The organism is Micromonospora sp. CA-248089 (genome assembly GCF_050948515.1).
Lineage (GTDB): Bacteria > Actinomycetota > Actinomycetes > Mycobacteriales > Micromonosporaceae > Micromonospora.
In genome coordinates this window covers 557,309-584,050 of record NZ_CP192016.1, presented here as the reverse complement: position 1 = coordinate 584,050, position 26,742 = coordinate 557,309, and the positions used below count along the sequence as shown (strand labels likewise).

Annotated in this window: 29 protein-coding genes; 8 read left to right on the top strand and 21 right to left on the bottom strand. The window is 72.9% G+C overall.

Annotated elements, in window-relative coordinates; genetic code table 11:
* Positions 1–71 precede the first annotated feature (71 nt).
* The gene (locus ACQP26_RS02950) at positions 72–1,655 is read left to right on the top strand and encodes a mucoidy inhibitor MuiA family protein (protein WP_281579146.1); all 1,584 of its coding nucleotides are present in this window, start codon (positions 72–74) and stop codon (positions 1,653–1,655) included.
* Positions 1,656–1,723: 68 nt separating this feature from the next.
* Here the strand turns inward: ACQP26_RS02950 and ACQP26_RS02945 are convergent, their stop codons facing one another.
* The 11 genes from ACQP26_RS02945 to ACQP26_RS02895 form a co-directional block, all read right to left on the bottom strand.
* Positions 1,724–1,993, bottom strand: coding sequence for a GlsB/YeaQ/YmgE family stress response membrane protein (locus ACQP26_RS02945; protein ID WP_269702551.1), 270 nt, complete (start codon positions 1,991–1,993; stop codon positions 1,724–1,726).
* Between the two features lie 111 nt (positions 1,994–2,104).
* The gene (locus ACQP26_RS02940) at positions 2,105–2,929 is read right to left on the bottom strand and encodes an ion transporter (protein ID WP_433494857.1); all 825 of its coding nucleotides are present in this window, start codon (positions 2,927–2,929) and stop codon (positions 2,105–2,107) included.
* 234 nt (positions 2,930–3,163) lie between these two features.
* Positions 3,164–4,270: a magnesium and cobalt transport protein CorA gene (locus ACQP26_RS02935; protein ID WP_433494856.1), complete on the bottom strand. Its 1,107-nt coding sequence runs from the start codon at positions 4,268–4,270 to the stop codon at positions 3,164–3,166.
* Between the two features lie 58 nt (positions 4,271–4,328).
* Positions 4,329–5,009 carry a response regulator gene (locus tag ACQP26_RS02930; RefSeq protein ID WP_269702555.1) on the bottom strand — a complete coding sequence of 227 codons (681 nt, stop codon included), beginning with the start codon at positions 5,007–5,009 and terminating at the stop codon, positions 4,329–4,331.
* A complete protein-coding gene (locus ACQP26_RS02925) occupies positions 5,006–7,552 on the bottom strand; it encodes a sensor histidine kinase (protein WP_269702556.1) in 2,547 nt (848 codons plus the stop codon). Before ACQP26_RS02925 ends, ACQP26_RS02930 begins: the two co-directional genes overlap by 4 nt.
* Before the next feature lie 80 nt (positions 7,553–7,632).
* Positions 7,633–8,514, bottom strand: coding sequence for a potassium-transporting ATPase subunit C (locus tag ACQP26_RS02920; RefSeq protein ID WP_433494855.1), 882 nt, complete (start codon positions 8,512–8,514; stop codon positions 7,633–7,635).
* Entirely contained in the window at positions 8,514–10,688 is a 2,175-nt protein-coding gene (gene kdpB / locus ACQP26_RS02915) for a potassium-transporting ATPase subunit KdpB (RefSeq protein WP_433494854.1), read from the bottom strand. The genes ACQP26_RS02920 and kdpB overlap by 1 nt, the downstream gene beginning before the upstream one ends.
* 20 nt (positions 10,689–10,708) lie before the next feature.
* Positions 10,709–12,364, bottom strand: a complete 1,656-nt coding sequence (gene kdpA, locus ACQP26_RS02910) for a potassium-transporting ATPase subunit KdpA (protein ID WP_433494853.1) — start codon at positions 12,362–12,364, stop codon at positions 10,709–10,711.
* Entirely contained in the window at positions 12,364–12,453 is a 90-nt protein-coding gene (gene kdpF / locus ACQP26_RS02905) for a K(+)-transporting ATPase subunit F (RefSeq protein ID WP_433494852.1), read from the bottom strand. Before kdpF ends, kdpA begins: the two co-directional genes overlap by 1 nt.
* Before the next feature lie 184 nt (positions 12,454–12,637).
* Positions 12,638–13,057 (bottom strand): hypothetical protein, encoded by a 420-nt coding sequence (locus tag ACQP26_RS02900; protein ID WP_433494851.1) that lies wholly within the window; start codon positions 13,055–13,057, stop codon positions 12,638–12,640.
* Positions 13,058–13,194: 137 nt separating this feature from the next.
* Entirely contained in the window at positions 13,195–13,899 is a 705-nt protein-coding gene (locus tag ACQP26_RS02895) for a GAF and ANTAR domain-containing protein (protein WP_433494850.1), read from the bottom strand.
* A 196-nt stretch (positions 13,900–14,095) separates the two neighbouring features.
* Here ACQP26_RS02895 and ACQP26_RS02890 point away from each other — a divergent pair, with 196 nt between their 5' ends.
* Together ACQP26_RS02890 and ACQP26_RS02885 are read left to right on the top strand one after the other, a co-directional pair.
* Positions 14,096–14,488 carry an STAS domain-containing protein gene (locus tag ACQP26_RS02890; RefSeq protein WP_433494849.1) on the top strand — a complete coding sequence of 131 codons (393 nt, stop codon included), beginning with the start codon at positions 14,096–14,098 and terminating at the stop codon, positions 14,486–14,488.
* Positions 14,489–14,668: 180 nt separating this feature from the next.
* Positions 14,669–15,379 (top strand): GAF and ANTAR domain-containing protein, encoded by a 711-nt coding sequence (locus ACQP26_RS02885; RefSeq protein ID WP_269702569.1) that lies wholly within the window; start codon positions 14,669–14,671, stop codon positions 15,377–15,379.
* Positions 15,380–15,387: 8 nt separating this feature from the next.
* Here the strand turns inward: ACQP26_RS02885 and ACQP26_RS02880 are convergent, their stop codons facing one another.
* Positions 15,388–15,606 (bottom strand): hypothetical protein, encoded by a 219-nt coding sequence (locus ACQP26_RS02880; RefSeq protein ID WP_120574013.1) that lies wholly within the window; start codon positions 15,604–15,606, stop codon positions 15,388–15,390.
* 85 nt (positions 15,607–15,691) lie between these two features.
* Between ACQP26_RS02880 and ACQP26_RS02875 the strand changes: the two genes are divergently transcribed.
* Together ACQP26_RS02875 and ACQP26_RS02870 are read left to right on the top strand one after the other, a co-directional pair.
* Entirely contained in the window at positions 15,692–16,447 is a 756-nt protein-coding gene (locus tag ACQP26_RS02875) for an SAM-dependent methyltransferase (protein ID WP_281579159.1), read from the top strand.
* Between the two features lie 38 nt (positions 16,448–16,485).
* Positions 16,486–16,911 (top strand): ATP-binding protein, encoded by a 426-nt coding sequence (locus ACQP26_RS02870; protein WP_433494848.1) that lies wholly within the window; start codon positions 16,486–16,488, stop codon positions 16,909–16,911.
* A 41-nt stretch (positions 16,912–16,952) separates the two neighbouring features.
* On the opposite strand, the gene ACQP26_RS02865 is transcribed toward ACQP26_RS02870, so the two are convergent.
* Positions 16,953–17,801 (bottom strand): DUF3152 domain-containing protein, encoded by an 849-nt coding sequence (locus tag ACQP26_RS02865; protein WP_433494847.1) that lies wholly within the window; start codon positions 17,799–17,801, stop codon positions 16,953–16,955.
* Positions 17,802–17,940: 139 nt separating this feature from the next.
* Here ACQP26_RS02865 and ACQP26_RS02860 point away from each other — a divergent pair, with 139 nt between their 5' ends.
* The 3 genes from ACQP26_RS02860 to ACQP26_RS02850 all read left to right on the top strand — a co-directional run bounded on the left by ACQP26_RS02860 (position 17,941) and on the right by ACQP26_RS02850 (position 20,832).
* On the top strand, positions 17,941–19,131 hold the full coding sequence (locus ACQP26_RS02860; protein ID WP_281579162.1) for a DUF2786 domain-containing protein: 1,191 nt from the start codon (positions 17,941–17,943) through the stop codon (positions 19,129–19,131).
* A gap of 100 nt (positions 19,132–19,231) precedes the next feature.
* Positions 19,232–19,594, top strand: coding sequence for a YciI family protein (locus ACQP26_RS02855; RefSeq protein WP_433496078.1), 363 nt, complete (start codon positions 19,232–19,234; stop codon positions 19,592–19,594).
* Positions 19,591–20,832, top strand: coding sequence for an RNA polymerase sigma factor (locus ACQP26_RS02850; RefSeq protein ID WP_433494846.1), 1,242 nt, complete (start codon positions 19,591–19,593; stop codon positions 20,830–20,832). Before ACQP26_RS02855 ends, ACQP26_RS02850 begins: the two co-directional genes overlap by 4 nt.
* Positions 20,833–20,854: 22 nt before the next feature.
* On the opposite strand, the gene ACQP26_RS02845 is transcribed toward ACQP26_RS02850, so the two are convergent.
* From ACQP26_RS02845 to ACQP26_RS02810, 8 genes are all read right to left on the bottom strand, one after another.
* The gene (locus ACQP26_RS02845) at positions 20,855–21,298 is read right to left on the bottom strand and encodes a hypothetical protein (protein ID WP_433494845.1); all 444 of its coding nucleotides are present in this window, start codon (positions 21,296–21,298) and stop codon (positions 20,855–20,857) included.
* A gap of 15 nt (positions 21,299–21,313) precedes the next feature.
* Complete coding sequence (locus ACQP26_RS02840) at positions 21,314–21,823, bottom strand: EndoU domain-containing protein (protein WP_269702582.1); 510 nt, start codon at positions 21,821–21,823, stop codon at positions 21,314–21,316.
* 6 nt (positions 21,824–21,829) lie between these two features.
* Complete coding sequence (locus ACQP26_RS02835; protein ID WP_269702584.1) at positions 21,830–22,324, bottom strand: hypothetical protein; 495 nt, start codon at positions 22,322–22,324, stop codon at positions 21,830–21,832.
* A gap of 2 nt (positions 22,325–22,326) precedes the next feature.
* Positions 22,327–22,650 carry a hypothetical protein gene (locus tag ACQP26_RS02830; RefSeq protein WP_433494844.1) on the bottom strand — a complete coding sequence of 108 codons (324 nt, stop codon included), beginning with the start codon at positions 22,648–22,650 and terminating at the stop codon, positions 22,327–22,329.
* The gene (locus ACQP26_RS02825) at positions 22,650–23,066 is read right to left on the bottom strand and encodes a YbaB/EbfC family nucleoid-associated protein (protein WP_281579166.1); all 417 of its coding nucleotides are present in this window, start codon (positions 23,064–23,066) and stop codon (positions 22,650–22,652) included. The genes ACQP26_RS02830 and ACQP26_RS02825 overlap by 1 nt, the downstream gene beginning before the upstream one ends.
* Before the next feature lie 175 nt (positions 23,067–23,241).
* Positions 23,242–23,415, bottom strand: coding sequence for a CsbD family protein (locus tag ACQP26_RS02820; RefSeq protein WP_269702589.1), 174 nt, complete (start codon positions 23,413–23,415; stop codon positions 23,242–23,244).
* 67 nt (positions 23,416–23,482) lie between these two features.
* Positions 23,483–25,738, bottom strand: coding sequence for a heavy metal translocating P-type ATPase (locus ACQP26_RS02815; RefSeq protein WP_433494843.1), 2,256 nt, complete (start codon positions 25,736–25,738; stop codon positions 23,483–23,485).
* 17 nt (positions 25,739–25,755) lie between these two features.
* Positions 25,756–26,736, bottom strand: coding sequence for a hypothetical protein (locus ACQP26_RS02810; protein ID WP_281579168.1), 981 nt, complete (start codon positions 26,734–26,736; stop codon positions 25,756–25,758).
* Positions 26,737–26,742: the final 6 nt, after the last annotated feature.

Here is a 26,742-nt window from a genome sequence, read left to right as displayed (position 1 = left end):
TCCCGAACCTGATCGGGGGCTTAACCTTCGGTAACCCCGGGGGTGGGCGCGCCTGAACTACCCTCGCGGCCGTGGACACTGTGGAGATCGATGCGCCTGTCGTCGGCGTGACCGTCTACCCGGACCGCGCCCGGGTCACCCGCCGCGGCCGCGTCCGGCTGACCGCCGGCGACCATCGGGTACGCGTCGCCCCGCTCCCGCTGGGCCTGCGCCGGGACTCGATCCGGGTAGGTGGCCGGGGCGCGGTGACCGTGCTCGGGGTGGACGTGGCCGCGTGGCGGCAGGCCCGCAGCACCGACGCCCAGGTCGTCGAGCTGGAACGGCGACGGCGCGAACTGGCCGACGAGCTGGCCGAGGTCGCTGACACCGACGCGATCGAGGACCAGCGCGGCGAGTTCCTCACCCGGCTGGCCGAACGCGCGGGTGGCACGTACGCCCGGGCACTGGCCGCCGGCGACGCGGCCCCGGCCGACGTCGCGGCCTTCACCGACTCGGTGTCCGGTCAGCTCGCCGAGTCCCGGGCCCGGCGGCGCGGGCTGGCCCGGCGGCGCACCGAGCTGGCGGAGGAACTGGCCGCTGTGGACCGGGAGCTGGACGCGGCGCGCGGCAAGCGGCAACCGGACCGGCTGGCCGCCGAGGTGTCCGTCTCGGTGGACGCCGACGACACCGAGGTGGAGCTGGAGCTGACGTACCTGGTGGACGGCGCCCGCTGGACGCCCTCCTACGACCTGCGGCTGGTCGAGGACACCATGACTGTCACCTGGTTCGGGCTGGTCAGCCAGGGCACCGGGGAGGACTGGCCGGAGTGCGAACTCCAGCTGTCCACCGCGCGGCCGGCGGCGGCGAGCGGCGTACCGGAATTGTCGCCCTGGTATCTCGACCGGCTCCGCCCGGCGCCGCCGATGGGTGTCTCGGCCGCGTCGTTCGACGGCATGGTGCCGCCCCAGGCGCCCGGCGCGGCACCGGCGGGCCGTCCCCGCGCGGCGCGGTCCGCGGCGCCTGCGGTGCGGGAGAGCGTCGCCGAGGTGGAGCAGGGCGTGACCGCGGCGACCTACCGGCCCGCGCGGCCGGTGGCGGTGCCCGCCGACGGCAGCGCGCACCGGGTCACCATCGCGGTGCTGGAGCTGCCGGCCCGGCTGGATCACGTGAGCGCGCCGGTGCGCGCGGCCGAGGCGCACCTGCGGGCCACCGTCCGCAACACGTCGGACCACACGCTGCTGCCCGGCCCGGCGTCGGTCTTCCACGGCGCCGACTTCGTGGCGGCGACGCGGCTGACGACGTGGGCGCCGGGCGAGGAGACGGAGCTGGCGCTCGGGGTGGACGACCGGCTGCGGGTCGAGCGGAAGCTGTCCCGGCGCACCGAGAGCAAGGCCACGCTCGGGTCGACGCGGCGGCGTGAGGTGGAGTACCGGATCACGGTGGCGAACCACACGCCCCGGCCGGCCACCGTCGAGGTGCGGGACCAGCTACCGGTGTCCCGGGACGAGGCGGTGGTGGTACGTGAGACCGCGCTGACGCCGCCGCCCGCCGAGCGTACGGAGCTGGGCGAGCTGACCTGGCGGCTGTCGCTGGCGCCGGGTGAGAGCGGCGAGATCGCGCTGGGCTTCCGGGTGGAGCTGGCGAAGGGCGTCGAGCTGACCGGCTGGCGGGAGTAGCCCCGGCGCGCGTCAGGAAGGGCCCCTTCTTGTGCAGAATGCGTCAAGAAGGGGCCCTTCCTTCAGTCTCAGATGCGGCGGCGTCCGTACAGGCCGGCGAAGACGGCGACGCCGATGGCGGCGAAGCCGACCTGGAGCGCCAGCTCGATCCAGTCGATGCCGGGGGTGTCGTCGACGCCGAACGCGCCGGCCACCAGCGTGCCGACGAGCGCGGCGACCACACCGATGAGCAGGGTCAGCCAGATCGGGATGTTCTGCTTGCCCGGCACCACCAGGCGCCCGAGCGCACCGATGACGAGGCCGATGATGAGCGCGGTGAAGAAGCCCGTGATCTCCACGAGAGGCGTCCCTTCCCTCAGATGTGTTGACGCCTCGCTGGTTGCCCCGATCAACGACTTACCCAAACCTGGGAGCCGCTTTCGTCACGGAACTGTCATGACCGTCAGTGATCAGTGGTCCGAGGGCTGGCGGCGACGCGGCGCGCCGGGCAGCTCGTCCCGCTCGATGCGCAGTTCCCGCTCCAGCTCGGCGATGACCATGCGCAGGTCGTCCAGGCGCTGGCTGATCGCGATCCGGTCCACCTCGTCCGGTATCCCGTCGCCGTCTTCGTCGTAGTCCGGCGCCAGCCCTTCGGTCATCTCCAGCCGGCGTGCCTCCTCCATCGAGTTGACGATGACGGCGATGAGGATGTTCAGCAGCAGGTTGACCGCGATCATCACGAAGCTGACGTAGTAGAGCAGCGTCCACGGCGACACCTCCAGGCCCTGTTCCAGCAGGTCCGGCAGCGTCTCCAGGGACAGCAGCACGAACAGCGTGACGAGGGATCGGCCGATGTCGCCGTACTGCTCGGGGTAGCGGGTACCGAAGATCAGCCAGCCGGCCATGCCGTACACGTAGAGCGTGACGGCGGCGAGCGCGAGGAAACCGGCGACGCCGGGCAGGCTGCGCCACAGCGCCGCGACGATGGTCCGCAGGCCGGGTGAGAAGCGGACCAGGCGCAGCACCCGGGCGACCCGGATGAACCGCAGCACCGCCGAGTCACCGTGCAGGCCCGGGATGAAGATGGCGGCGGTGACCAGCAGGTCGAAGACGTTCCAGCCGTGCCGGAAGAAGTCCTGCGGTCGGCGGCCGTACGCGAGCACCCGAATGGTGATCTCCACGACGAAGATCGCCCGGAACGTCCACTCCGTCCACCGCAGCACCGGCCCGGCGGCGCCCAGATTCGGGTACGTCTCGATGCCCAGCACCACGCCGTTGGCCATGATGAGCACCACGATGGCCACCTCGAACGGCCGGGACGCGACGATCCGGGCACAGTGGCCGGCCAGCCCGCGCTTTCCGTTGCTGGTCCGGCGCCCGCCACGCGGGGCCGGAACCGTGTCCCCGATCAGCGTTCCCCTCCGGCACACGAGAGCCGGACGACGCGCGGACGACAGGGGGTAGCCACCCGGACACTTTAGTGGATCACCGACGGCGAACTGCTCCGGCCAGGGCGCGCCCGGCCCGGCTCAGAGCCAGCCGCGCCGCTTGAACAGCAGGTAGAGCGCGCCGCAGACGGCGAGCATCAGGGCCACCGCGAACAGGTAACCGAACCGCCAGCCCAGCTCCGGCATGTGGGTGAAGTTCATCCCGTAGACGGTACCGATCAGGGTGGGCGCGAACAGGATCGCCGCCCACGCGGAGACCCGTTTGATCTCCTCGTTCTGCTCGAAGCTGGCGGCGGTCAGGCTGCGCATCTCCTCGTTCTGCGCCTGCGACACCAGTGTGGCGTTGACGGTGAGGATGTTCTGGAGCAGGTGCCGGAACCCGTCCACCCGCTCCACCACCTGGGTGAGGTGGTCGGCCACGTCGCGCAGCCGGCGGCGCAGCTCCTCGTCCGTGCCGTACCTGTCGAAGCCGTGTGTGAGCGCGTCGACCACCTTCAGCAGCGGCCGGGCGGCCCGCTGGAACTGGATCACCTCGCGGCTCAGCTCGTAGATGCGGCGGCTGGCGTTCGGGTCGCCGCCGAACACCTCGGTCTCGATCTCGTCGATGTCGTTCTCCAGCCCGGCCACCACCGGCGCGTAGCCGTCCACCACCCGGTCCAGCACGGCGTAGAGCACGGCTTCCGGCCCGAGCGCGAGCACCTCGGGTTCGGCCTCCAGCCGCCGCCGTACGCCGGCCAGGTCGGGTGTGCCGCCGTGCCGCACGGTGATCACGAAACCGGGCCCGAGGAACAGGTGCAGCTCGGCGAACTCGACCGCGTCCCGCTCGTCCAGGTAGCGGGCGGCGCGCAGCACCACGAACAGGGTGTCGCCGTAGCGTTCCAGCTTGGGGCGCTGGTGGGCGTTGATCGCGTCCTCGACGGCCAGGTCGGGGAGCTGGAACTCGGCCGCGAGCGTGGCGACCTCCTCCCGGCCCGGCCGGCGCAGCCCGATCCAGGCCATCGCGTCGTCGAGCTGTTGCAGGCAGCGGAACGTGTCGGCGAGGCTCACCGGCGACGCTCGGCGTACGCCGCCGACGTAGACGCCGCTGTCGACCAGTCCGTCGGTTCGCTCCGGCTCGGCCGCGCCCGCGTCGATGGCGTGCTCGTCCAGGCGCCGGCCGAACCCCTCCGAGGACCGGTTGTCCGCCATGCCCCTCCCCCGCTGCTCGGCCGGGTCGCCGAGTCCCCCGCCCGCGCTCGCGCAAACGTCAGGGGCGGTAGCGGTAGCCCATGCCCGGCTCGGTGATCAGATGCCGGGGCCGGGCCGGGTCGTCCTCCAGCTTGCGCCGCAGCTGGGCCATGTACTGCCGCAGGTAGTTCGTCTCGTGGTGGTACTCCGGCCCCCACACGTCGTGCAGCAGCTGGCGCTGGCTGACCAGCTTGCCGGGGTTGCGCAGCAGCTTCTCCAGCATGGCCCACTGGGTGGGGGTGAGCTTGACCTCGACGCCGTCGTCCCGGGTGACGGTCCGGTCGGCCAGGTCGACGGTGTTGCGGCCGATCCGCAGCGCGGGCACGGCGGGCGTGGCCGGGGCGAGCCGCCGGGTCACCGCGCGGATCCGGGCGAGCAGCTCGTCCACCCCGAACGGCTTGGTCACGTAGTCGTCGGCGCCCGCATCGAGCGCGGACACCTTGTCCTCGCTGCCGGCCCGCCCGGAGAGCACGATGATCGGCACGGCGGTCCAGCCGCGCAGGCCCCGGATGACCTCGGTGCCGTCCAGGTCGGGCAGGCCGAGGTCGAGCACCACCAGATCCGGCGGGTGCGCGGCGGCGGCCTTGAGCGCGGCGGCGCCGCTGTCTGCGACCTCGACGTCGTAGCCCCGGGCGCGCAGGTTGATCCGCAGCGCGCGCAGGATCTGCGGCTCGTCGTCGACGACCAGGATCCGGGTCATTCCCGCTGCCCCTCCGGCTGGCTGGCGGCCGGCAGCCGCAGCACCATGGTGAGACCACCACCGGGGGTGGTCTCCGGGGTGATGCTGCCACCCATCGCCTCGGCGAGCCCACGGGACAGCGCGAGCCCCAGCCCCACCCCGGTCTGGTTGTCCCGGTCGCCGAGGCGCTGGAACGGCAGGAAGACGTGCTCCCACTGGTCCTCCGGGATGCCCGGCCCGGTGTCGATCACCCGCAGCTCGACCTGCCCGGCGTGGGCGCTGGCGGTGATCGTCGGCGGCCTACCGGGCGGGCTGTGCCGCAGCGCGTTCGCCACGATGTTGACCAGCACCCGCTCCAGCAGGCCCGGGTCGGCCAGCGCCGCCGGCAGGTCGGCCGGGATGTCGGTGGTCACCTCGGCCGCCGCCGGGCCCAGTTCGTCGAGCGCCAGGGGTACGGCGTCCTCCAGCCCGATCGCGGTGGCGCTCACGCCCAGCGCGCCGGCCTGCAACCGGCTCATGTCGAGCAGGTTCGCCACCAGCCGGCCCAGCCGGTCCAGCGATTCGTCGGCGGTGGCGAGCAGTTCCTCCCGGTCGTCCGCGTCGAACTCGACGTCGTGGCTGCGCAGGCTGCTCACCGCTGCCTTGGCCGACGCCAGCGGCGTACGCAGGTCGTGGCTGACCGCCGCGAGCAGCGCGGTCCGCATCCGGTCGGCGGCGGCGAGCGGACGGGCGGTGGCGGCCTCCTCGGCCAGCCGCTCCTGGCGCAGCGCGACGGCCGCCTGCGCGGCGAACGCCTCGACCACCCGCCGGTCGGCCGCCTCCAGCCGACGGCCGGCGAGCACCACGCTGAGCCGGTCGTCGACCGGCACCACAGTTTCGCCCGCGCTCGGGCTGCCGGGCGGCCGTTCACCGACGCTCGCCACCACCCGCCAGGCGTCCGCCTCCCGGGCCCGGGCCGGGCGTCCCCCGGCGTCGTCGGTCAGCTCCAGCACGCTCACCGCGCGCAGCCCGAACGTCTCCCGCAGCCGGTCCAGCAGCGCGGGCAACGGCCGCTCGCCGCGCAGTACGCTGCCCGCGACGGTGGCCAGGGTCTGCGCGTCGGCGGAGGCCCGGGCCGCCTCCCGGGTACGCCGGGCCGCCACGTCGACCACCCAGCTCACCGCGATGGCGACGCCGACGAACACGCCCAGGGCGAGCAGGTTGTCCGCCTCGGCGATGGTGAGCGTCCGGTACGGCGGCGTGAAGAACCAGTTGAGCAGCAGGGAGCCGCCGAGCGCGGCGACCAGCGCGGGCCACAGCCCGCCGACCAGGGCCACGCCCACCACACCGGCGAGGAACAGCAGGATGTCGTTGGTCAGGGTGAGGTCGGGCAGCGTCCGCAGCAGGAGCGTGAGCGCCGGCATGCCGAGCACCGCGAGCGCGTACCCGATCAGCCGACGCCGCCGGGACAGCGCGGCGGGCACCGCCGTGCCCCGGCGCCCGCGCCCCGCCTGCGGGTGGGTGACCAGGTGCACGTCGATCGGGCCGGACAGCGCGGTGGTGGTCACCCCGACGCCCCGGGCGAACACCTGCGCGAACCGGCCCCGGCGGCTCGCGCCGAGCACGAGCTGGGTGGCGTTGACGCCCCGGGCGAAGTCCAGCAGCGCCGCCGGGATGTCGGTGCCGAGCACCTGGTGGTACGTGCCGCCGAGGCTCTCCACCAGCACCCGCTGCCGGGCCAGCTGGGCCGGGTCGGCGCCGGCCAGCCCGTCGCTGCGTGCGACGTGCACGGCGAGCAGGTCGGCGCCCTTGCTGCGGGCGGCGATCCGGGCGGCCCGCCGGATCAGCGTCTCGCCCTCCGGGCCGCCGGTCAGCGCGACCACCACTCGTTCCCGCGCCTCCCAGGTGTCGGAGATGCCCTGCTGGGCCCGGTACGCGTCGAGCTGCTCGTCGACCTTGTCGGCCAGCCAGAGCAGCGCCAGCTCGCGCAGCGCGGTGAGGTTGCCGACCCGGAAGTAGTTGCCGAGCGCGGCGTCGATCTTGTCGGGCCGGTAGATGTTGCCGTGCGCCATCCGGCGGCGCAGCGCCTCCGGCGTCATGTCCACCAGCTCGACCTGCTCGGCGGCCCGGACCACCTGGTCCGGCACGGTTTCCCGCTGGGTTGTGCCGGTGATCTGCGCGACCACGTCGTTCAGTGACTCGAGGTGCTGCACGTTGACGGTGGAGAGCACGCTGATCCCGGCGTCGAGCAGTTCCCGCACGTCCTGCCAGCGCTTGTCGTGGCGGGACCCGGGCACGTTCGTGTGGGCCAGCTCGTCCACCACGACGACCTCGGGCCGCCGGGCCAGCACCGCGTCCAGGTCCATCTCGGTGAACTCGACGCCCCGGTACGTCATCGACCGGCGCGGCACCACCTCCAGGTCACCGATCATCTCGGCGGTGTGCCGGCGACCGTGCGTCTCGACCAGGCCGATCACCACGTCGGTGCCGCGCTCGGCCCGGCGCTGGGCCTCCTCGAGCATGGCGTACGTCTTCCCGACGCCCGGAGCGGCACCGAGATAGATCCGCAGTTCACCCCTGCCCACGCACCCATCCTCCCCGAGTGGAAGGAAGGGCCCCCTGTTAACGCCTCGCGAGGTGGAGGGGGCCCCTCTTAACGCTTCCGTCAGCGCGCCGGGAACGCCTCGTCCAGCGCGAGGTTGAGTTCCAGCACGTTCACCGCGGGCTCACCCATGAAGCCCAGCGCCCGGCCGGTGGTGTGCTCGGCGACCAGCCGCCGTACCGCCGCCGGGTCCGCGCCGCGCTCCCGCGCCACCCGGGCCACCTGGATCTGGGCGTACGCCGGGGAGATGTGCGGGTCGAGACCGCTGCCACTGGCGGTGACCGCGTCGGCCGGCACGGCGGGGCGGGCCGGGGCGTCCCCGCGTACCGGGGTGACGATGCCGCCCTCGGCCACGTAGTCGTGGCCGGGCTGTGCCGCCTCCACCGGTACGCCCTGCCAGGTGGCCACGAACGGTGTCGCGGGCGCGGCCTGGTTGACGCTGACCACGCGGGTGATCGGGCCGGTGAGGCCGCCGACGCGGAACACGGCGAGCACCGCGCCCACCCCGTCCGGCGTGCAGTACGGGCGCCGCCCGTCCACGCCGTCGAGTTCCCCGACCGCCTTGCTCCGGGCGCAGACCTGGGTGAGCAGGCTCTGCGCCGAGGTCTCCTCGTCGCCGGTGAGCGTGTCCACCACGCTCTCCGGGCCGAGGTTGCCGGCCGCGGTGGCGGTCGGGTCGTAGCCGTCCCCGGCGGCCGACGGGCGGGACTGGAAGTAGCGCGGGACGGGATTGCCGTCCGCGTCGGTGAACGACTGGCCGATCAGCGAGCTGCCGACGGTCCGGTCGCCGACGGTGAGCAGTGAGCCGTCCGCCCTGCCGTCGAGGCCGGGGAGCCGGCCCACGGCGACCAGGGCGAGCGGGTAGACCAGGCCGAGCAGCACGGTGAAGACGAGCACCGCGCGCAGGGCGGCCAGGTGCTGGGAGAGCCAACTGGGAAGGCGCATCACGAGATCCCCGGGACGAACTGGACGAGCAGGTCGATGAGCTTGATGCCGACGAACGGCACCACGATGCCACCGAGGCCGTAGAGCCACAGGTTGCGGCGCAGCAGCGTCGAGGCGCCGGCCGGGCGGTAGCGCACGCCGCGCAGGGCCAGCGGGATCAACGCCACGATGACTACCGCGTTGAAGACGACGGCGGAGAGGATCGCCGACTCGGGACTGGCCAGGCGCATGATGTTGAGCCGGTCCAGCGACGGGTAGATGCCGGCGAACATGGCCGGGATGATCGCGAAGTACTTCGCGATGTCGTTGGCGATGCTGAACGTCGTCAGCGCACCCCGGGTGATCAGCAACTGCTTGCCGATCTCCACGATCTCGATCAGCTTGGTCGGGTCGGAGTCGAGGTCGACCATGTTGCCGGCCTCCTTCGCGGCCGACGTGCCGGTGTTCATGGCGACGCCGACGTCCGCCTGGGCCAGCGCGGGCGCGTCGTTGGTGCCGTCGCCGGTCATGGCGACGAGCCGGCCGCCCTCCTGCTCCTTCTTGATCAGCGCGAGCTTGTCCTCCGGCGTGGCCTCGGCGAGGAAGTCGTCCACGCCGGCCTCGTCGGCGATCGCCTTCGCGGTACGCGGGTTGTCACCGGTGATCATCACGGTCCGGATGCCCATCCGGCGCATCTCGTCGAAGCGCTCCCGCATCCCGGCCTTCACCACGTCCTTGAGGTGGATGACGCCGAGCGTCCGGGCCGGTTCCCCGGCCACGTGCTCGGCCACCACGAGCGGCGTGCCGCCGGTGCCGCTGATCGCGTCGACCAGTTCACCGACCTGCTCGGTCGGGTAGCCACCGTTGTCGCGTACCCACTTCATCACCGCGGCGGCCGCGCCCTTGCGGACGTGCCGGACGCCGCCGTCGGCGTCGAGGTCGACGCCGCTCATCCGGGTCTGCGCGGTGAACGGCACGAACGTGGCGTGCGGAATGAGGCCGGGCTCGCGCTCGCGCAGCCCGAACTCGTTTTTCGCGAGCACCACCACCGAACGACCCTCGGGCGTCTCGTCGGCCAGGCTGGACAGTTGCGCCGCGTCGGCGAGCGTGGCCGCGTCCACGCCGGTCACCGGCAGGAACTCGGCGGCCTGCCGGTTGCCGAGCGTGATCGTGCCGGTCTTGTCCAGCAGCAGCGTGTTCACGTCGCCGGCCGCCTCGACCGCCCGGCCGCTCATCGCCAGCACGTTGCGCTGCACGAGCCGGTCCATGCCGGCGATGCCGATCGCGGACAGCAGCGCGCCGATGGTGGTCGGGATGAGACAGACCAGAAGCGACACGAGTACGACGCCGGTGACGCCGGAGTCGGTGATCGCCGCGGTGTCCGGCGCGGCGGCCTGGTAACCCTTGGCGAAGATCGCCATGGGCTGGAGCGTGACGACGGCGAGCAGGAAGATGATCGTCAGCGCGGCCAGCAGGATGTTCAGTGCGATCTCGTTCGGCGTCTTCTGCCGGTTGGCGCCCTCGACCAGCGCGATCATCCGGTCGATGAAGCTCTCGCCCGGCTTCTGGGTGATCCGCACGACGATCCGGTCGGACAGGACCCGGGTGCCGCCGGTGACCGCGCTGCGGTCGCCGCCGGACTCCCGGATCACCGGGGCGGACTCGCCGGTGATCGCCGACTCGTCGACGCTGGCGATGCCCTCGACCACGTCGCCGTCACCCGGGATGACCTGCCCGGCCTCGACCAGGACGACGTCGCCCTGCCGCAGCTGCGGCGCGGGCACCGCCTCGTCCCGGTACGCGTTCGCGGCGGCGCCGGGCGTCCAGCCGACCAGGCGGGTGGCGACGGTGTCCTGCTTGGCCCGGCGCAACGTGTCGGCCTGCGCCTTGCCGCGCCCCTCGGCGACCGCCTCGGCCAGGTTCGCGAAGATCACGGTGAGCCAGAGCCAGACGGTGATCGCGATCGCGAAGACCGACGGATCGGCCACCGCGAGCACTGTGGTGAACAGCGCGCCGATCTCCACGATCAGCATCACCGGGTTGCGCCACAGCGTGCGCGGGTCGAGCTTGCGCAGCGCGTCCGGCAGCGACGCGATCAGCTGGCGAGGGTCGAGCAGTCCACCGCCGACCCGGTCGTCGCGGCGCCCCGGCGTGCCGGCCACCGGTGTGTCGGCGGTCTGAACAGGTGCGGTCATGTCCTTGTCTCTCATGGTGGTCACAGCCCTTCGGCCAGCGGGCCGAGTGCGAGTGCGGGAAGGAAGGTGAGGGCGACGAGGACCACCGTGACGCCGACGACCATGCCGACGAACAGCGGCCGGTGGGTCGGCAGAGTGCCCTCGGCGGCGGGTGTGGGTTGCTGCCGGGCCAGTGAGCCGGCCAGGGCGAGTACGAAGATGATCGGCAGAAACCGGCCGAGCAGCATGCAGAGCCCGAGTGCGGTGTTCCACCACGGCGTGTTCACGGTGATGCCGGCGAACGCGGAGCCGTTGTTGTTGCTCGCCGAGGTGAACGCGTAGAGCACCTCGGACAACCCGTGCGGCCCGACGTTGAGGCGTGTCGAGTCGTTGCCGGTGGCGAACGCGGCGGCGGTGCCGGCGAGCACCAGCGCCGGGGTGATCAGGAAGTACATCGACGCGAACTTGATCTCGCGCGAGCCGATCTTCTTGCCCAGGTACTCGGGGGTGCGCCCGACCATCAGCCCGGCCACGAACACCGTGATCACCGCGAGGATCAGCAGCCCGTACAGGCCGGCGCCGACACCGCCGGGGGCGACCTCGCCGAGCATCATGTTGCCCAGCGTCATCATGCCGCCCAGCGCGGTGTACGAGTCGTGGAACGAGTTGACGGCACCGGTCGAGGTGAGCGTGGTGGCCGCCGCGAACGTGGCCGAGTTCGACACGTCGAAGCGCACCTCCTTGCCCTCCAGCGCCGCGCCGACCGCCTGCGGCACCGTGCCGTCGCCGGCCAGCTCGAAGACGTTGGTGAGGGCGACACTGGCGAACGCCAGGATCGCCATCACGGCGACGATCGCGTAGCCCTGCCGCTTCTGCCCCACCATCCGGCCGAAGACCCGGGGCAGGCTGAACGGGATCACCAGGATCAGGAAGATCTCCAGCCAGTTCGTCCACGCGGTCGGGTTCTCGAACGGGTGGGCGCTGTTGGCGTTGTAGAAGCCGCCGCCGTTGGTACCGAGCTCCTTGATGACCTCCTGGCTCGCCACCGGCCCGCCGGTGACGGTCTGGGTGCCACCGGTCAGCGTGGTCACGTCGGTGCCGCCGGAGAGGTTCTGCACCACGCCGCCGAGCATCAACACGAGCGCGCCGAGCACCGCGATCGGCAGCAGGATCCGCAGCGTGACCCGGGTCAGGTCGACCCAGAAGTTGCCCAGCTCGCCGGTACGGCTGCGGGCGAAGCCCCGGACCAGCGCCACCGCGACGGCGATGCCCACCGCCGCCGAGACGAAGTTCTGCACTGCGAGGCCGGCCATCTGCACCAGGTGGCCCATCGTCGACTCACCCGAGTACCACTGCCAGTTCGTGTTGGTCACGAACGACACCGCGGTGTTCCAGGCGCCGTGCGGCACCACCGGGTCGAAGCCCAGCGACAGCCACAGGTGGTTCTGCAGGCGCTGGAACGCGTACAGGAACAGCAGGGACACGGCCGAGAAGGCCAGCACCGAGCGGGCGTACACGCCCCAGGTCTGCTCGGCGGCCGGGTTGACCCCGACCAGCCGGTAGATGCCCCGCTCGACCCGGGACGACCGGGTTCCGGCGACCACGCGGTACATGTGGTCGCCGAACGGCCGGTGCACGGCGACCAGCGCCGCCACCAGCGACAGGACGAAGAGCACTCCCGCTGTCGTCATGCTCATCAGAAGCGCTCCGGGAACAGCAGGACGGCGACCAGGAACACGCCCAGGCCGATCGCCAGCACCAGGCCGACGGCGTTGACGGCGTTCACAGCTTCTCCACGCCCCTGACCACGAGGGCGAGAGCCGCGAACAGCCCCACCGTCAGCAACACGAACAGCACGTCAGACACGGCTGATCTCTCCTAGCGGAAGTTGTCCTCGCGACCGCCTCCCGGCCGCGCCGGGCAATCACAGCGCCGTATCCGGCGGACGGACAGGGGTCTTGACGCGACCATCACGCGCGGCCACGGTTTCTTGACGCGCTTTTCACGCCGCTCTCCGGGCCGGTGATCCGGGTCACCGGACGGGCCTCGGCCCCGATCGACCGGAGGTGCCGGTAGCCGGCACCGAGCACCGCGGCGAACCCGATCGGCACGGCCTGGGACCAGGCGTCACCCGAGCCGGTCAGCTCGCCGTAGCGGTGCGCGAGGAACCCGACGAAGACCGCCGCACCCAACGCGGCCACCGCCGCGACCGCGCGCAGATCGGCCACCACAGCGGCGTACGCCCCGACGACGCCCGCCATCACCAGGACCCGCCCCGGCATCTCGTCTGGTGCGAACGCCCCGGCCGCCACCAGTGCCGCGGCGACCACCACTGCGGCGCCGGCGGCCACCCGGAATCCGGTGCACCCGTCCGCCCGTTCTCGTCCCATTTCCGCCTCCCGCGTCGGTACGTCCTTCGCGGGCCATACCAGCCGGGCCGGGTGCGCACGGTCGACGGCTTTGACGGATCCGGTACGGGCGGGCCGGGGCTTTTCACGCCGCCTTCACGCAGCGCGACGTGTGCGGGTCAGCGGGCGGCGGCGCGGGAGACGAGCGCCTCGGCGACCTCGCGCAGCTTGCGGTTGGAGTCCTGGGAGAGCTTGGCGAGCAGCGTGAACGCCTCGTCGGCCGAGCAGCGTCGCTGCCCCATGATGATGCCCTTGGCCTGCTCGATCACGGCCCGGCTGCGCATCGCCTCCTGCATCTGCCGGGCCAGCGTCGCGGTGCTCTCGTAGAGGTGCGTGTTGGCGAGCGCCACCGCCGCGTACGCGGCGAACTCCTCGGCCAGCTCTATCGACGCCTTGTCGAACGCGTGCGGCACGCCGCCGTAGACGTTGAGCGCTCCGGTGACCGCCTCCTGGATCGGCAGGCCGATCGACAGCGAACTCTCCACGCCCGCGGCCCGGGCCCGCGCCGCCCAGCCCGGCCAGCGCGGCTCGTCGGTCAGGTCGGGCAGGGAGACGCTCACCGCGCTGACCGAGGCGTCCAGGCAGGGGCCGTCGTCGTGCTCGTACTGCCACTCGTCGAGACTGCGCGCCAGGTCACTGGTGTAGGCGATCGCCCGGTTCGCCCCGGCCCGCACCAGGGAGACGGACACGTGCACGCTGCCCGGGACCGCCCGGTTGGCCAGTTCGGCGACGCGTGCCAGGATGTCGTCGAGCGCCACCTCGTCGAGCCGGATCCGGCTCAGCTCCGCGAGGGCTTCGCCGGGCTCGATGCGGGGGGCTTCCATGCTCTCGTCCTGTCCTGGTGAAGGTCATCGGCAGCGGTCGTTCCGATGACGGTACCCGGGACGGACCCGTACGAACGCCTCCCACGCTGCGATGTCCACCCGCTCGGCGTATCTTCGGATGCGGGTCAAGACATGCGCCCTCCTGCTCCCGGCGAGTGCCGCCGGGAGCCTCCTCGGACGTTGAGGTGGGGGTACCGTGTCCGACGAACAGCCGATCATGTGGCTGAGCTGCCACGCGGGCACGGACGTGACTCAGGTCTCGGTGGCCGGCGAGGTGGACCTCAGCAACGCGCATCTGCTCACCGAACTCGTGGAGACGGCCGTCGCGGCGCCCGCCCCGCTCGTGGTGATCGACCTCGCGGAGGTCAGCTTCTTCGGCGCGTACGGCACGAACGCGCTGGTGCTGGCGCATCGGATGCTCACCCGGCACGGCCGGCGGCTGATCCTGCACCGCCCCTCCCCGGTGGTCCGGCGCGTCCTCGCCGTCACCGGCACGCTCGCCGCGTTCGAGGTCGTCGATCGCCCGGCGCTACCGGCCGCCGGCCACGCGTCGGCACGTCCCGTCGTACCGACCCGTTCCGGGTCGTAGAGTTGTCCCGGTAGTCGACGTCCCGTCCGGGGCGTCACGAACGAGCGTCAAGAAGCGGCGCGGTCCCGATCTCCGTCAGGAATCGGGACGCCGGTCCGTCACCACGGGCCGATCCCCACCACCAGCCGTCGCGCCCCTCGCGGGCCGGCGGCGTCGCTTCGCACAAGGACGTCACCGCTCATGCCGCAGGACCACCCCGACCTCGCCGCAGCCCTGATCAGACTCGGCCGGATCAAGTACGACGAGGTCGACCTCGACGTGGTGTTGTCGACCATCGCCCAGGTCGCCAAGGACACCCTGCCCGGTACCGCCGAGGTCTCGGTCACCCTGGTCCAGGGCACGCAGGCGCACACCGCCGCGTACACCGGTGAGCTGGCGCTGACGCTCGACGAGTGGCAGTACGCGCAGGGCCGTGGCCCGTGCCTGGACGCGGCCACCACCGGCACCGCCATGCTGGTGCCGGACATGGCGGCGGAGAGCCGCTGGCCGGAGTGGGCAGCACGCGCCCACGAGGCGGGTGCCGCCAGCTCGCTGTCCATCGGCCTGCCCATCCAGGAGGCCGTGGTCGGCGCGCTGAACATCTACGGCGCGTCGCCCGGCGTCCTCGACGAGCAGGTCGAGCTGGCGCAGACGCTGGCCGGGTACGCGGCGATCGCGCTGGCGAACGTCCACCTCTACGAGAGCACGGCGACGCTGGCGCAGCAGATGCAGGAGGCGATGCAGAGCCGGGCCGTGATCGAGCAGGCGAAGGGCATCATCATGGGGCAGCGGCGCTGCTCGGCCGACGAGGCGTTCGCCATCCTGGCCCGGGTGTCGCAGGACTCCAACCGCAAGCTGCGCGAGGTCGCCGAGTCACTCGTCGATCGCGCGGTGCACGGACCCCGTGACTGAGCGTGAGGTCAGCGCGGCATCTCGCGCCAGCCGGAGCCGCTCGCGCGCCACGCCCCGGCCAGGATCGTCGCTGAGCCGCGACTCGGGCACTGCTGAATCTTCGACCGGCCGCTCGCCCCGCCGATCTGCGCCTGGACCTGCCACTGGCTTCCGTCGGTGCGGATGTAGACGTCGCGCCGTCCGCGAGGGTTGCTGACGCCGTTCCACCAGTGTTCCTCGACCACCATGCGGTGACCGTACCCCAGGAGACCCGGACCGGCCCAGACCGGAATTCCGTTGCTCCGCGTCACCGGGCGGCGGCACGCTCCACTGATGACCTCACCAGACCTGCCGCGACAGTTCACCATCCGCGAAGGCGAGCTGCGCATCCTCAACCCGTTCGACAACGTCAAGCTGGCCACACTGGGCCGGGCGATCCGGTTGCGCTCCGGCGACGAGCTGCTCGACCTGTGCAGCGGCAAGGGCGAACTGCTCTGCACCTGGGCCCGGGACCACGGGATCACCGGCACCGGGGTCGACATCAGCACCGCCTTCACCGCCGCCGCCCGGGAACGCGCCGCCGAACTCGGCGTGACCGAGCGGGTACGGTTCGTGCACGGCGACGCCGCCGCGTACACCCCGGAGCGGCCGGTCGACGTGGCCGCCTGCGTCGGCGCGACCTGGATCGGCGGCGGGGTGCCCGGGACGCTGGAGCTGCTCGACCGGGCGTTGCGGCCGGGTGGCATGGCGCTCGTCGGCGAGCCCTACTGGCGGCGTGACCCGCCGGACGACGAGGCGGTCACCGGCTCGCACGCCGGGTCCCGCGACGAGTTCACCGACCTGCCCGGCCTGGTCGCGTCGTTCGGCGAGTGCGGCTGGGACCTGGTCGAGATGGTCCTCGCCGACCAGGACAGCTGGGACCGGTACGCCGCCGCGCACTGGCTGAACCTACGCCGCTGGCTGGACGCCAACCCGGACGACGAACTGGCCCCGGAACTGCGGCGGGAACTGACCGAGGATCCGCTGCGGTACGTCCGTTTCCAGCGCGAGTACATGGGGTGGGGCGTCTTCGCGCTGCTGCGCCGCTGACCTGCTTAACGAACGGCTACGCAGGGTAAAGCCAGATCATGGGACAGTTGCGCACCTCGCCGCCGCCGCCACAGGCCACCGAGCTGGAGCGGTGGGTGCTGGACAGTCCCGAGGATCTGCGCGGCCTGCGCGCGTCGCTGCGCGAGGCGCTGAACCGGCACGGCCTGGTGCAGGGTGAGGACCTGGACGAGGTGCCGCACCTGGTCGTGCTGGTCGCCACCGAGCTGGCGAGCAACGCGCTGCGGCACGGTCGCCCGCCCACCATCATCACGCTGCTCGCCACCGACGACCGGTTCCTGCTCGACGTGGCCGACCACGACGTCAGCTCCGTGCCGGAGCTGACCGACATCAGCCCGACGGACTCGGGCGGGCGGGGCCTGTTCCTGGCTCAGTCGGTCTCGCTCGACGTGGGCTGGTACGCCACCGAGAAGACCAAGAACATCTGGGCCTCGTTCTCCCGGTGACGGCCCGGCCGGGCCACCCGTCGGCCCGGCCACCGGCCCGCTCAGCGGTCCCCGGCCGGGATCGGGTCGTCGTACTGGCCGGGCGGCCCGGACAGCGGTTCGCCGTCCACCAACGGCCACGCGTTCGGGGTACAGCCGTGCAGGCCGAGCGTCTGCTGCACCATCACCGGTGCCGGGCCGCCGGCCCGGGGGCAGCGCTCGTGGCCGCGACCCAGCCGGTGGCCGACCTCGTGGTTGAGCAGGTACTGCCGGTAGCGGTCGAGATCGGTGACGTGCGGCACCCCGTACGCCCAGCGGGCCACGTTGATCACCACTTGGTCGCCGTTGCGGCAGGACGTGTAGCGGTCGCTCGGGTCGCCGCAGAGACGCCCCCGGGTGACAGGCGTGGTGAGCAGCACGGTGAAGTCGGCCCGGTCGTCGCGGCCCACCCGTTGCAGCCGCCACCGGCCGTCGCCGGTCCAGCCCCGCCGGTCGGCGAGGGTGGCGGCGACGTCCCGGGCGAACCGCTCCACGTCCACGTTGCGGATGCCGTCCTCGACCGCGACCCGGTAGCGCAGCAGCTCACCGGAGCGGCCGGCGACCGCGCCGACCGTGTCGGCGGTCCGGAACGTGCCGGCGCCGCGTGCCGGGTAGCCGATGCCGGGGGCCACCCGGCCGGCCGCCGGGACCGGCGCCGGCGCGGCAGTCGGTGTGGGTCGGGCGTCCGGTTCGGGCGCGCTCGGTGCCGCCGCCGGCACGGTCCGCCGCACGTCGATGCGGTCCAGCAGGTCCGGGTGCCGGGCGGCGTACCCGCCTGCGGCGAGCGCGGCCCCGACCAGGACCACCGCCAGGAGCCGCGGTGAACGCGACCTCCGCCGTCGCCGGTGCAGCCCCCGGTCACGTCCGCCCACGTCGATCTCCGTCCGTCGCGCCGCCCCGTTCCGGGCAGGAGTACGGACGCCGGGCCCGGACGGTTGAACGGGCGGGCCGGGTACCGTCGGTGCCGGGGTGGGCGACCTGCCGCCTGTCGGAGTCCAGGGAGAGCCACCCGTGTCACCAGCCGAGCGACTGCTCGACGCCGCCGTCGCGACCGCCCGCGGCACCGACGTACGCGCTGCCGAGCGGGCCCTCGACGGGCTCGTGGTGGCCGACGGCGCGGCGGTGGACGCGGCGCTGCTCGCCCGGCTCACGCGGGACGTGGGCCGGCTCTGGCCGCGTGGCTGGCAGCCCGCCGACCTGGACCGGCTCGCCATCCGGCGGCTCACGCCGCGTGGCGCCCGGCTGCTGCGCGACGCGATGGCCGCGCAGCGACGCACGCTGCCCCCGCCGGTCCCGGCCTGGTTCGACGAGCAGCTCACCGAGACCGGCGCCCGCTGGGACGACGACGCGGGCTGGCTGGACCGGCGCGCCGACGGCGACCGGATCACCACGTTGCGGGACGCGGTCGACGCGGTCGTCCTGGTGGCGGGGCTGCCGCCGATCGCGGCGCTGCGGCCGCCACCCGGCTCGGCCGGCACCGCACTAGCGGCCGCGACACCGAGCGGTTCCCGGATGCTCGACCGGGTACGCGCGCTGCTCGCCAAGGCCGAGTCGACCGGCTACCCGGCCGAGGCCGAGGCGTTCACCGCGAAGGCGCAGGAGCTGATGGCCCGGCACAGCATCGACGTGGCGCTGCTCGACGCCGGGGCCGAACGTTCCGGCGGCCCGGGTGGGGTACGGATCGGCGTCGACGCCCCGTACGCGGCCGCGAAGGCGCTGCTGATCCAGGAGGTGGCGGCGGCCAACCGGTGCGAGTCGGTCTGGTCCGACGACCTGGGTTTCGCCACCGTGCTCGGCTTCCCGGCCGACCTGGCGGCGGTCGAACTGCTGCACACCTCGCTGCTCGTGCAGGCCACCGCCGCGATGCTGCGCGGCCGGGGCGAGCGCGGCAAGGCCGGCGGGCGGCGTACCAAGGGCTACGACGAGTCGTTCCTCAACGCGTTCGCGCTGCGCATCGGCGACCGGCTGCGGGAGGCGAGCGCGGCGGCGGCCGAGGAGCTGGCCGACGACCGGCTGCTGCCGGTGCTCGCGGCCCGCTCGGACGCCGTCCGGGAACGCGTCGACCAGCTCTTTCCCGGCACCACCCGGCACCGCCTCCAGGTGCGTGACGAGCAGGGCTGGGTCTCCGGCACCAGCGCGGCCGACCGCGCCTCGCTCGACCCGGGCCGCCCGGCACGCCGTCCGGTACGCGGTGGTCGCTGACCTTCCCGGGTGATGATGTCGGATCGGGCGGACCGGCTCCGACCCGTCTGCGAGGCGCCACCGCCGGTGGCCCGCATCCGAGGAGTGCACCGTGAAGTACATGCTGCTGATCTGGAACCGGCCCGGCTTCGTGGAGGAGCTGACCGAGGCGGAACGCACCGCGATCTTCGGTGAGGTCGACGAGATCATGAAGGAGCTGACCGAGTCCGGCGAACTGGTCGGCGGGGAGGCGCTGGCCCACCCCTCGCAGACCCGCACGGCCCGCCCGGCGGCCGGTGGCGGCACCGAGATCACCGACGGGCCGTTCATGGAGAGCAAGGAGCAGTTCGCCGGCTACCTGACCGTCGACTGCGAGACCCCGGAGCGGGCCGCCGAGATCGCCGCGCGCTGGCCGGACGTACGGCACGGTTTCGGGGTGCTGGAGGTGCGGGCGGTGATGGAGCAGGCCGGGACGGAGATGTGACAGCACCTGTGGTCGAGGACCTGCTGCGTACGCTCGCGCCGCAGGTCCTCGGCGTGCTCGTGCGCCGGTACGGCCAGTTCTACGCCTGCGAGGACGCCGTGCAGGAGGCGCTGCTCGCCGCCGCCGTGCAGTGGCCGGAACAGGGCCTGCCCGACCACCCCCGCTCCTGGCTGGTCACCGTCGCGACGCGGCGGCTCACCGACGAGTGGCGCAGCGAGCACGCCCGCCGGGCACGCGAGGTCGCGGTGGCGGTGCGGCAACCCGCGTACGCCACCGTCGCCCCGCCCGCCGACGAGGAGCCGCCGAGCGGTGACGACACGCTGAAGCTGCTGTTCCTCTGCTGTCATCCGGTGTTGCCGGTGAGCGGGCAGGTGGCGCTCACGCTGCGCGCCGTGGGTGGGTTGAGCACCGCCGAGATCGCCCGCGCGTACCTGGTGCCGGAGGCGACGATGAGCCAGCGGATCCGCCGGGCGAAGCAGCGGATCGAGGCGGCCGGCGCGCGGTTCACGCTGCCCTCGCCGCCCGACCGGGACGAGCGGCTGGGCACGGTGCTGCGCGTGCTCTACCTGATCTTCAACGAGGGCTACACCGCGTCCAGCGGCGAGGCGCTGCACCGGGCCGAGCTGACCGGGGAGGCGATCCGGCTGACCCGGGAGCTGCGCCGGCTGCTCCCGGACGACGGCGAGGTGGCCGGGTTGCTGGCGCTGATGCTGCTCACCGACGCCCACCGGGCCGCCCGTACCGGGCCGGACGGCGAACTGGTGCCGTTGGCGGAGCAGGACCGCACCCGCTGGGACCGGGACGCGATCGCCGAGGGAGCGGCGCTGGTGACCGAGGCGCTCACCTGGTCGGCGCCGGGGCCGTACCAGGTGCAGGCGGCGATCGCCGCGGTGCACGCGGAGGCGCCCACCGCCGAGGACACCGACTGGCGGCAGATCGTCGCGCTCTACCGGGTGCTGGCGCGGGTCGCGCCGAACCCGATGGTCACGCTCAACCAGGCCGTCGCGGTGGCAATGGTGGACGGCCCGCGCGCGGGGCTGGCGCTGCTGGCCACGCTCGACGCCGACGACCGGACCGCGGGCCATCACCGGCTCGCCGCCGTCCGCGCGCACCTGCTCGACCTGGCCGGCGATCGTGCCGGGGCCCGGGTCGCGTACCTGGCCGCCGCGCGGGCCACCACGAGCCTGCCGGAGCGGCGTTATCTGGAGGTACGCGCGGCGCGCCTGGCCGACAGGTGAGTCCCGCGCGGGTCGGCTCGGGTCAGAACAACCGTCCCCGGTACGGATGCGGCCGCCCCCACCGCTCCTCCCACTGGAGCAGCTCCGCCTGCCACCGCGGCAGGTCGGGCCGGTACTCGCGAATCAGTTCGCGGTTCTCCGGGCGATCGACCAGGAACCGCCAGTAGGACTCGACCGCCTCCCGGGTCTCGTCCAACGAGTAGCGACCCCGCTCGTCCGCGACCCACTCGTTGACGAACTCGACCCCGTCGGGCGAGAAACCGACCTCGTACTTGTCGCTGTCCCACGCCTCGTCGAGCGGACGGCCGTTCGCCACGTCGTCGATCATCTGAAGGGCGTCCAGGCAGGCCGAGTAGGAGATGGAGATGTCGGTGATCAGCCAGGCGCCGAGAGCCCGATAGCGCTGATCGGCCACGTTGAACAGCGGGAGCCGGAACTCATCGACGGAGAAACTGATGAACGCCAACGAAAGTCCTCCGGATCATGGGATGACGACCGGCCATCCGTGGGTGAAGCCGCCCGAGCCATTGTAGAAACCCTCGATCACCAGGCCCTTGTGAGTGCCGCGCCACATGCTGGTGCCGGGCACCGGCTTCGCGTTCTGGAAGGCACCGGTGATGGCGTTGTCGACCTGGGCCGGTGTCCAGTCGTCGGGGAAGAAGGAGCTTTCGCCGCCGTTGCCCTTCTTCGGCTTCCAGGCCCCGTGCGGAGGGTTCAGCGTCGGATCGAAGAACTCGGGTTTGGCGGTGTAGGCGCCGGTCTTGGGGTCCTTGACGACGCTGCCGGGCTGGAGCCGTCGGCCGGGGAAGTCCTCACCGCCGGGCCGGTAGTGGTAGCCCGACCCCTTGGGCATGCCCGGCTTCACGTGGCCGCCCATCACGTGCTCGGTGAAGTGCGGGTTCATCCGGTCGGGCCGGTTACGCGTCTTCGTGCGCTTGAGAAAGCGCAACGCGGCCCGCATCAACCGGCCGCCTGCTTTGCCCCCGCCCATGTCACCTCACCCGTCGACGAGTTTCCAGAGGGCTTCCTGGACGAGGTTGCCGACGATGGTCCGGGCCAGCGCATGGAAGATCGGGATCTCCAGCAGCGAGGCGCCGAAGGTGACCGCCGCGGTGGCGATGGCCTGCGCGATCTGGATGGCGAGGACGACCAGTTGCACGATGACGGCGACCTTGAGGGCGAGCACGATCGCGCCGCAGATGATCAGGCCGGTGCCGGTCAGTACGGCGGCGGTGACGCCGTCGCGCAGGCTGTCGGCCGGGCTGTCCTCCTTGTTCCACCAGGTCTGGAACGCGGTGATGTCCTGGCCGGTGTGCTGGGTCCAGACCGTAGCGGCGCCGGTGTTCGCCTCGCTCACCACACCGGAGAGGGTGTCGGAGAACCGGATCCAGGCGTTGCCCATCTCGAACAGCTTGGTCTCGTCCGCCTCGGGCCAGGTGTAGCCGAGGACGCCGAGCAGCGAGCGCAGCTCACCGGGAAGTTCCATGCCCATGCTCAGCCTCCCAGCATCCGGCGCAGGCCGTCGAGGTTGCTGGTGATGGCCGCTTCCGTCTCGGCGTAGCGGACGGCCATCTTGCCGAGGTCGGCGCCGGCGGCGGCGATCTCGGTGAGCGCGCTGTCGAAGCACTCGAACGCGAACGCGGAGACCTCGTCGTGGGCGGCACCGATCAGCGAGCCGATGTCGTCGGTCCCCCAGGGCCGGCCGAAGGCCGACAGCTCGGCCCGGAAGGCGGTGAGCGCCGTGCCGAACCGGGTGGCGACGGCGTCCAGCGCGGACCCGGAGGCGCCCAGCCGCTCCGGATCGATCTCGACCGGCATCAGCGCCCGTCCTGGCGGGCGAGCCGGTCCTGCGCCTGCATCAGGGCGTCGGTGAACATGCTGAACTGGCGTCCCGCGTCGGCCTGGACGCGGCGCAGCTGCTCACCGAGCGAACCCAGGTCGACCTCGCCCGGGGCGGTGGTGGCCTGCTCCCGCAGGTCGGCGAGCGCGGCGTTCACCGCCGCTTCGATCTCCTCGGCGAGGGCCTCGCTGGCCATCCGCATCACGCGGGGATCGAGCGTCAGCCCGGTGACCTGACCGGGTGGGCCGGCGGTGACCCGGATCAGGCCGTCGGCGGCCTCGCCGACACCTTCCGGTGGTGCCACCTGTTCGCTCGCGTCGGTCTGCCGCTGGAGCGCGGCCATGGTTTCGGACAGCACCCGGCCGAAGCCGGACGGGTCGGCGGCATCGGCCATCGAGGAGCTCCTCCGCGTTCGAGGTCGCCTCGCATCCTATGCACCGGAGCCGATCCCGGTGGTCCCGCAGGATCGATGTGGACGGTGGCATGTGCCACTCGGGATGGTCACCGCCCGTACACAGCACTCCGGGCCGGCCCGTGGGCCGACCCGGTGGTGTGTGTGCGTCGCGTACTCAGCTCTTGAAGGCGTCCTTGACCTTCTCGACGGCCTGCTTGAGCTTGGCACCGGCCTGGTCGTTGCGGCCCTCGGCCTCGAGGCGCTCGTTGTCGGTCGCCCGGCCGATGCCCTCCTTGACCTTGCCCGTGGCGTCCTGCGAGGTGTTGTCGATCTTGTCGTCGAGACCCATGATGACCTCCACTGGTGCGGTTGCCTGACGACAACTGGTTACCCCGGGGGCCATCCGCTCAATCCCCTCACCCGATCGGGCGAAAGCGTCGTAGCCGCAGGCTGTTGCCCACCACGAAGACCGACGAGAACGCCATCGCCGCCCCGGCGAGCATCGGGTTGAGCAGCCCGGCCGCCGCCAGCGGCAGCGCCGCGACGTTGTAGGCGAACGCCCAGAAGAGGTTGCCCTTGATGATCGCCAGGGTCCGCCGGGAGAGCCGGATGGCGTCCGCCGCGGCCATCAGGTCGCCCCGGACCAGCGTCAGGTCGGCGGCCTCGATGGCCGCGTCGGTGCCGGTGCCCATGGCCAGCCCGAGGTCGGCCCGGGCCAGCGCGGCGGCGTCGTTCACCCCGTCGCCGACCATGGCGACCACCCGGCCCTCGCGCTGGAGCCGCTCGACCACGTCGACCTTGTCGGCGGGCAGCACCTCCGCGATCACCTCGTCGATGCCGACCTCGGCCGCCACCGCCTTCGCCACCGTGGTGTTGTCGCCGGTGAGCAGCACCGGCTTGAGGCCCAGCTCACGCAGCCGGGCGACGGCCGCCCGGCTGGTCGGCTTCACCGCGTCGGCCACCGCGAGCACGCCCCGGGCCCGCCCGTCCCAGCCGGCCAGGATCGCCGTCCGCCCGGCGGCCTCCGCGCCGGTCGCGGCCCGCTCGACCTCCTCGGGTACGTCGAGACCCCGTTCCCGCAGCAGCCGGGCCCGGCCGACCACCACGGTCCGGCCGTCGACGGTGCCGGTCACGCCCAGCCCCTCGGCGTTGGCGAACTCGCCGACCGGCGGCAGCGGCCCGGCGTCGGCGGCAGCCTCGGCGACGGCACGCGCGATCGGGTGCTCGGAGGCGGCCTCCAGCGCGCCGGCCACCCGGAGCAACTCGGCGGCGTCCTCGCCGTCGGCGGGCAGCACCTCGGCCAGCGCCATCCGGCCGGTGGTGACGGTGCCGGTCTTGTCCAGCACCACGGTGTCGACCCGGCGGGTGGACTCCAGCACCTCCGGCCCCTTGATCAGCACACCGAGCTGCGCGCCGCGCCCGGTGCCGACGAGCAGCGCGGTCGGCGTGGCCAGGCCGAGCGCACACGGGCAGGCGATGATCAGGACGGCCACCGCGGCGGTGAACGCGGCGGTCGTACCGGAGCCGGTGCCGAGCCACCAGCCGAGCGTGCCCGCGGCCAGCGCGATCACGATCGGCACGAACACGCCGGAGATCCGGTCGGCGAGCCGCTGCACCGCCGCCTTGCCGGTCTGCGCCTGCTCCACCAGCCGCGCCATCTGGGCGAGCTGGGTGTCGCCGCCGACCCGGGTGGCCCGGACGACCAGCCGGCCGCCGGCGTTCACCGTCGCGCCGACCACGGCGTCGCCCGGCCCCACCTCGACCGGCACCGACTCGCCGGTGAGCATGCTGGCGTCGACGGCCGAGGTGCCCTCCTCGACCACGCCGTCGGTGGCGACCTTCTCGCCGGGCCGGACCACGAAGCGGTCACCGACCGCCAGCCGGCCGACCGGGATCCGGGTCTCCTGCCCGTCGCGCAGCACCGCCACGTCCTTGGCCCCGAGTTCCAGCAGCGCGCGCAGCGCCGACCCGGCGGTGCGCTTGGAGCGGGCCTCGAAGTACCGCCCGGCCAGGATGAACACGGTCACCCCGGCGGCGGCCTCCAGGTAGATGTTGCCGGCGCCGTCGCCGCGGGTGATGTCGAAGCTGAACGGGTGTTTCATCCCGGGCATGCCGGCGGTGCCGAGGAACAGCGCCCAGAGCGACCAGCCGAACGCGGCCAGCGTGCCGAGCGAGACGAGCGTGTCCATGGTCGCCGCGCCGTGCCGCAGGTTGACCAGTGCGGCGCGGTGGAACGGCAGCCCGCCCCAGACCACCACCGGGGCGGCCAGCGTGAGCGAGGCCCACTGCCAGTAGTCGAACTGCCAGGCCGGAACCATGGCGAGCACGATCACCGGCACTGTGAGCACGGCGGAGACCCAGAGCCGGGTACGCGCGGTGCGCAGTTCGTCCACCGGCTCGCCGCCCGCCGCGGCCTCCGCCTGCTCGGGCGGCGGCGGCACCACTGCGGTGTAGCCGGTCTTCTCGACGGTGGCGATCAGGTCGGCCGGCGCGATGTCGTCGGCGTACCGGACGGTGGCCTTCTCGGTGGCGTAGTTCACAGTCGCCTCGACGCCGTCCATCCGGTTGAGCTTCTTCTCGATCCGGGCGGCGCAGGACGCGCAGGTCATCCCGCCGATCGCCAGTTCGATCAGGTTCGGCGCGGTGGGCAGCGCCTTTCCCGTGGCAGTCATCGCGGCACCTCCGGCGCTCAACTGTGCCCGTGCCCCGGAGTGCCGTGTCCGGCGTCCGGGGTCGGTGCGGTGGTGGATGCCGGCGCGGCGGGCGGCGGCGCGGTCGGGTCGCCGGCCAGGACGGTGAACTCGGCGGTGTGCACCGCGTCGCCGTGCCGGAAGTCCAGGTAGAGACGGTACGCCCCGGGTGAGGGCACCTCGGCGGCGAACGTGATCGCCGGACCGGCCGGCGTGCGCCCGTCGCCGGGCCTGCCCTCCGGGTGCACGTGCAGGTACGCCAGGTCGCCCTGCCGCAGCGCCACCAGGTGGCCGTACGCGCCGAGGTAGGGCTGCAGGTCGGTGACCGGCTGCCCGTCGCGGCTGACGGAGAGCGTGAGCCGGCTGGTGCGGCCCGGCTCCGGCGTGCCGGTCAGGGTGACCGTGTAGCCGTCGACGGTGGTGCTGGTCGCCGGCGCCGGCAGCGGCCGGGCGGTCAGCTCGCCGGGGACCGTGACGTCCAGGCCGAGGGTCAGCGGCTCCCCGCCTTCGGGGGTGAAGTCGGCGAACGCCCGCCAGACACCGGGGCCGCCCAGCGGCGAGGCGATCCGCCAGGTGCCGTCTCCGGTCATCTCCGGGTGGACGTGCCGGAACCCGGACAGGTCCCGGCGGGCGACGATCAGGTGCATGCGCTTGTCGTGGGCCACCTCGAAGCGGGTGACAGGCGCGCCGTCCGGGCCGGTGATCCGGAAGGCGAACTGCCCGGCCGGCGCGGCGGCGGGCTGGAACGTGTAGCCGCGTTCGGAGACGAGCAGCCCGCCGGGCAGGTGCGCGGAGGCGCCGCCCGCGTTGCTCTCGTCACCGTGACCGGCGTCGCCGGCCCCGTGGTCGCTGTCGCTGTCGTCGTGGCGGGTCTCGGCGGCCGGGGCGACGGGATCGGCCAGGTTGCCGATCCCGTACGCCGCGCCGAACACCGCCACGAGGCCGAGGGCGAAGCCACTGAGCTTCGTCGCCGTGTTCATGGTGTC

Excerpts from the sequence above, each read along its gene's own strand:
- ACQP26_RS02935 (WP_433494856.1), bottom strand. The coding sequence starts at position 4,270 with ATGGCGGACAACCGGTCCTCGGAGGGGTTCGGCCGGCGCCTGGACGAG.
- ACQP26_RS02930 (WP_269702555.1), bottom strand. The coding sequence starts at position 5,009 with ATGACCCGGATCCTGGTCGTCGACGACGAGCCGCAGATCCTGCGCGCG.
- ACQP26_RS02920 (WP_433494855.1), bottom strand. The coding sequence starts at position 8,514 with ATGCGCCTTCCCAGTTGGCTCTCCCAGCACCTGGCCGCCCTGCGCGCG.
- kdpB (WP_433494854.1), bottom strand. The coding sequence starts at position 10,688 with ATGACCGCACCTGTTCAGACCGCCGACACACCGGTGGCCGGCACGCCG.
- kdpA (WP_433494853.1), bottom strand. The coding sequence starts at position 12,364 with ATGAGCATGACGACAGCGGGAGTGCTCTTCGTCCTGTCGCTGGTGGCG.
- ACQP26_RS02900 (WP_433494851.1), bottom strand. The coding sequence starts at position 13,057 with ATGGGACGAGAACGGGCGGACGGGTGCACCGGATTCCGGGTGGCCGCC.
- ACQP26_RS02895 (WP_433494850.1), bottom strand. The coding sequence starts at position 13,899 with ATGGAAGCCCCCCGCATCGAGCCCGGCGAAGCCCTCGCGGAGCTGAGC.
- ACQP26_RS02885 (WP_269702569.1), top strand. The coding sequence starts at position 14,669 with ATGCCGCAGGACCACCCCGACCTCGCCGCAGCCCTGATCAGACTCGGC.
- ACQP26_RS02880 (WP_120574013.1), bottom strand. The coding sequence starts at position 15,606 with ATGGTGGTCGAGGAACACTGGTGGAACGGCGTCAGCAACCCTCGCGGA.
- ACQP26_RS02875 (WP_281579159.1), top strand. The coding sequence starts at position 15,692 with ATGACCTCACCAGACCTGCCGCGACAGTTCACCATCCGCGAAGGCGAG.
- ACQP26_RS02870 (WP_433494848.1), top strand. The coding sequence starts at position 16,486 with ATGGGACAGTTGCGCACCTCGCCGCCGCCGCCACAGGCCACCGAGCTG.
- ACQP26_RS02855 (WP_433496078.1), top strand. The coding sequence starts at position 19,232 with ATGCTGCTGATCTGGAACCGGCCCGGCTTCGTGGAGGAGCTGACCGAG.
- ACQP26_RS02840 (WP_269702582.1), bottom strand. The coding sequence starts at position 21,823 with ATGGGCGGGGGCAAAGCAGGCGGCCGGTTGATGCGGGCCGCGTTGCGC.
- ACQP26_RS02835 (WP_269702584.1), bottom strand. The coding sequence starts at position 22,324 with ATGGGCATGGAACTTCCCGGTGAGCTGCGCTCGCTGCTCGGCGTCCTC.
- ACQP26_RS02830 (WP_433494844.1), bottom strand. The coding sequence starts at position 22,650 with ATGCCGGTCGAGATCGATCCGGAGCGGCTGGGCGCCTCCGGGTCCGCG.
- ACQP26_RS02825 (WP_281579166.1), bottom strand. The coding sequence starts at position 23,066 with ATGGCCGATGCCGCCGACCCGTCCGGCTTCGGCCGGGTGCTGTCCGAA.
- ACQP26_RS02820 (WP_269702589.1), bottom strand. The coding sequence starts at position 23,415 with ATGGGTCTCGACGACAAGATCGACAACACCTCGCAGGACGCCACGGGC.
- ACQP26_RS02815 (WP_433494843.1), bottom strand. The coding sequence starts at position 25,738 with ATGACTGCCACGGGAAAGGCGCTGCCCACCGCGCCGAACCTGATCGAA.
- ACQP26_RS02810 (WP_281579168.1), bottom strand. The coding sequence starts at position 26,736 with ATGAACACGGCGACGAAGCTCAGTGGCTTCGCCCTCGGCCTCGTGGCG.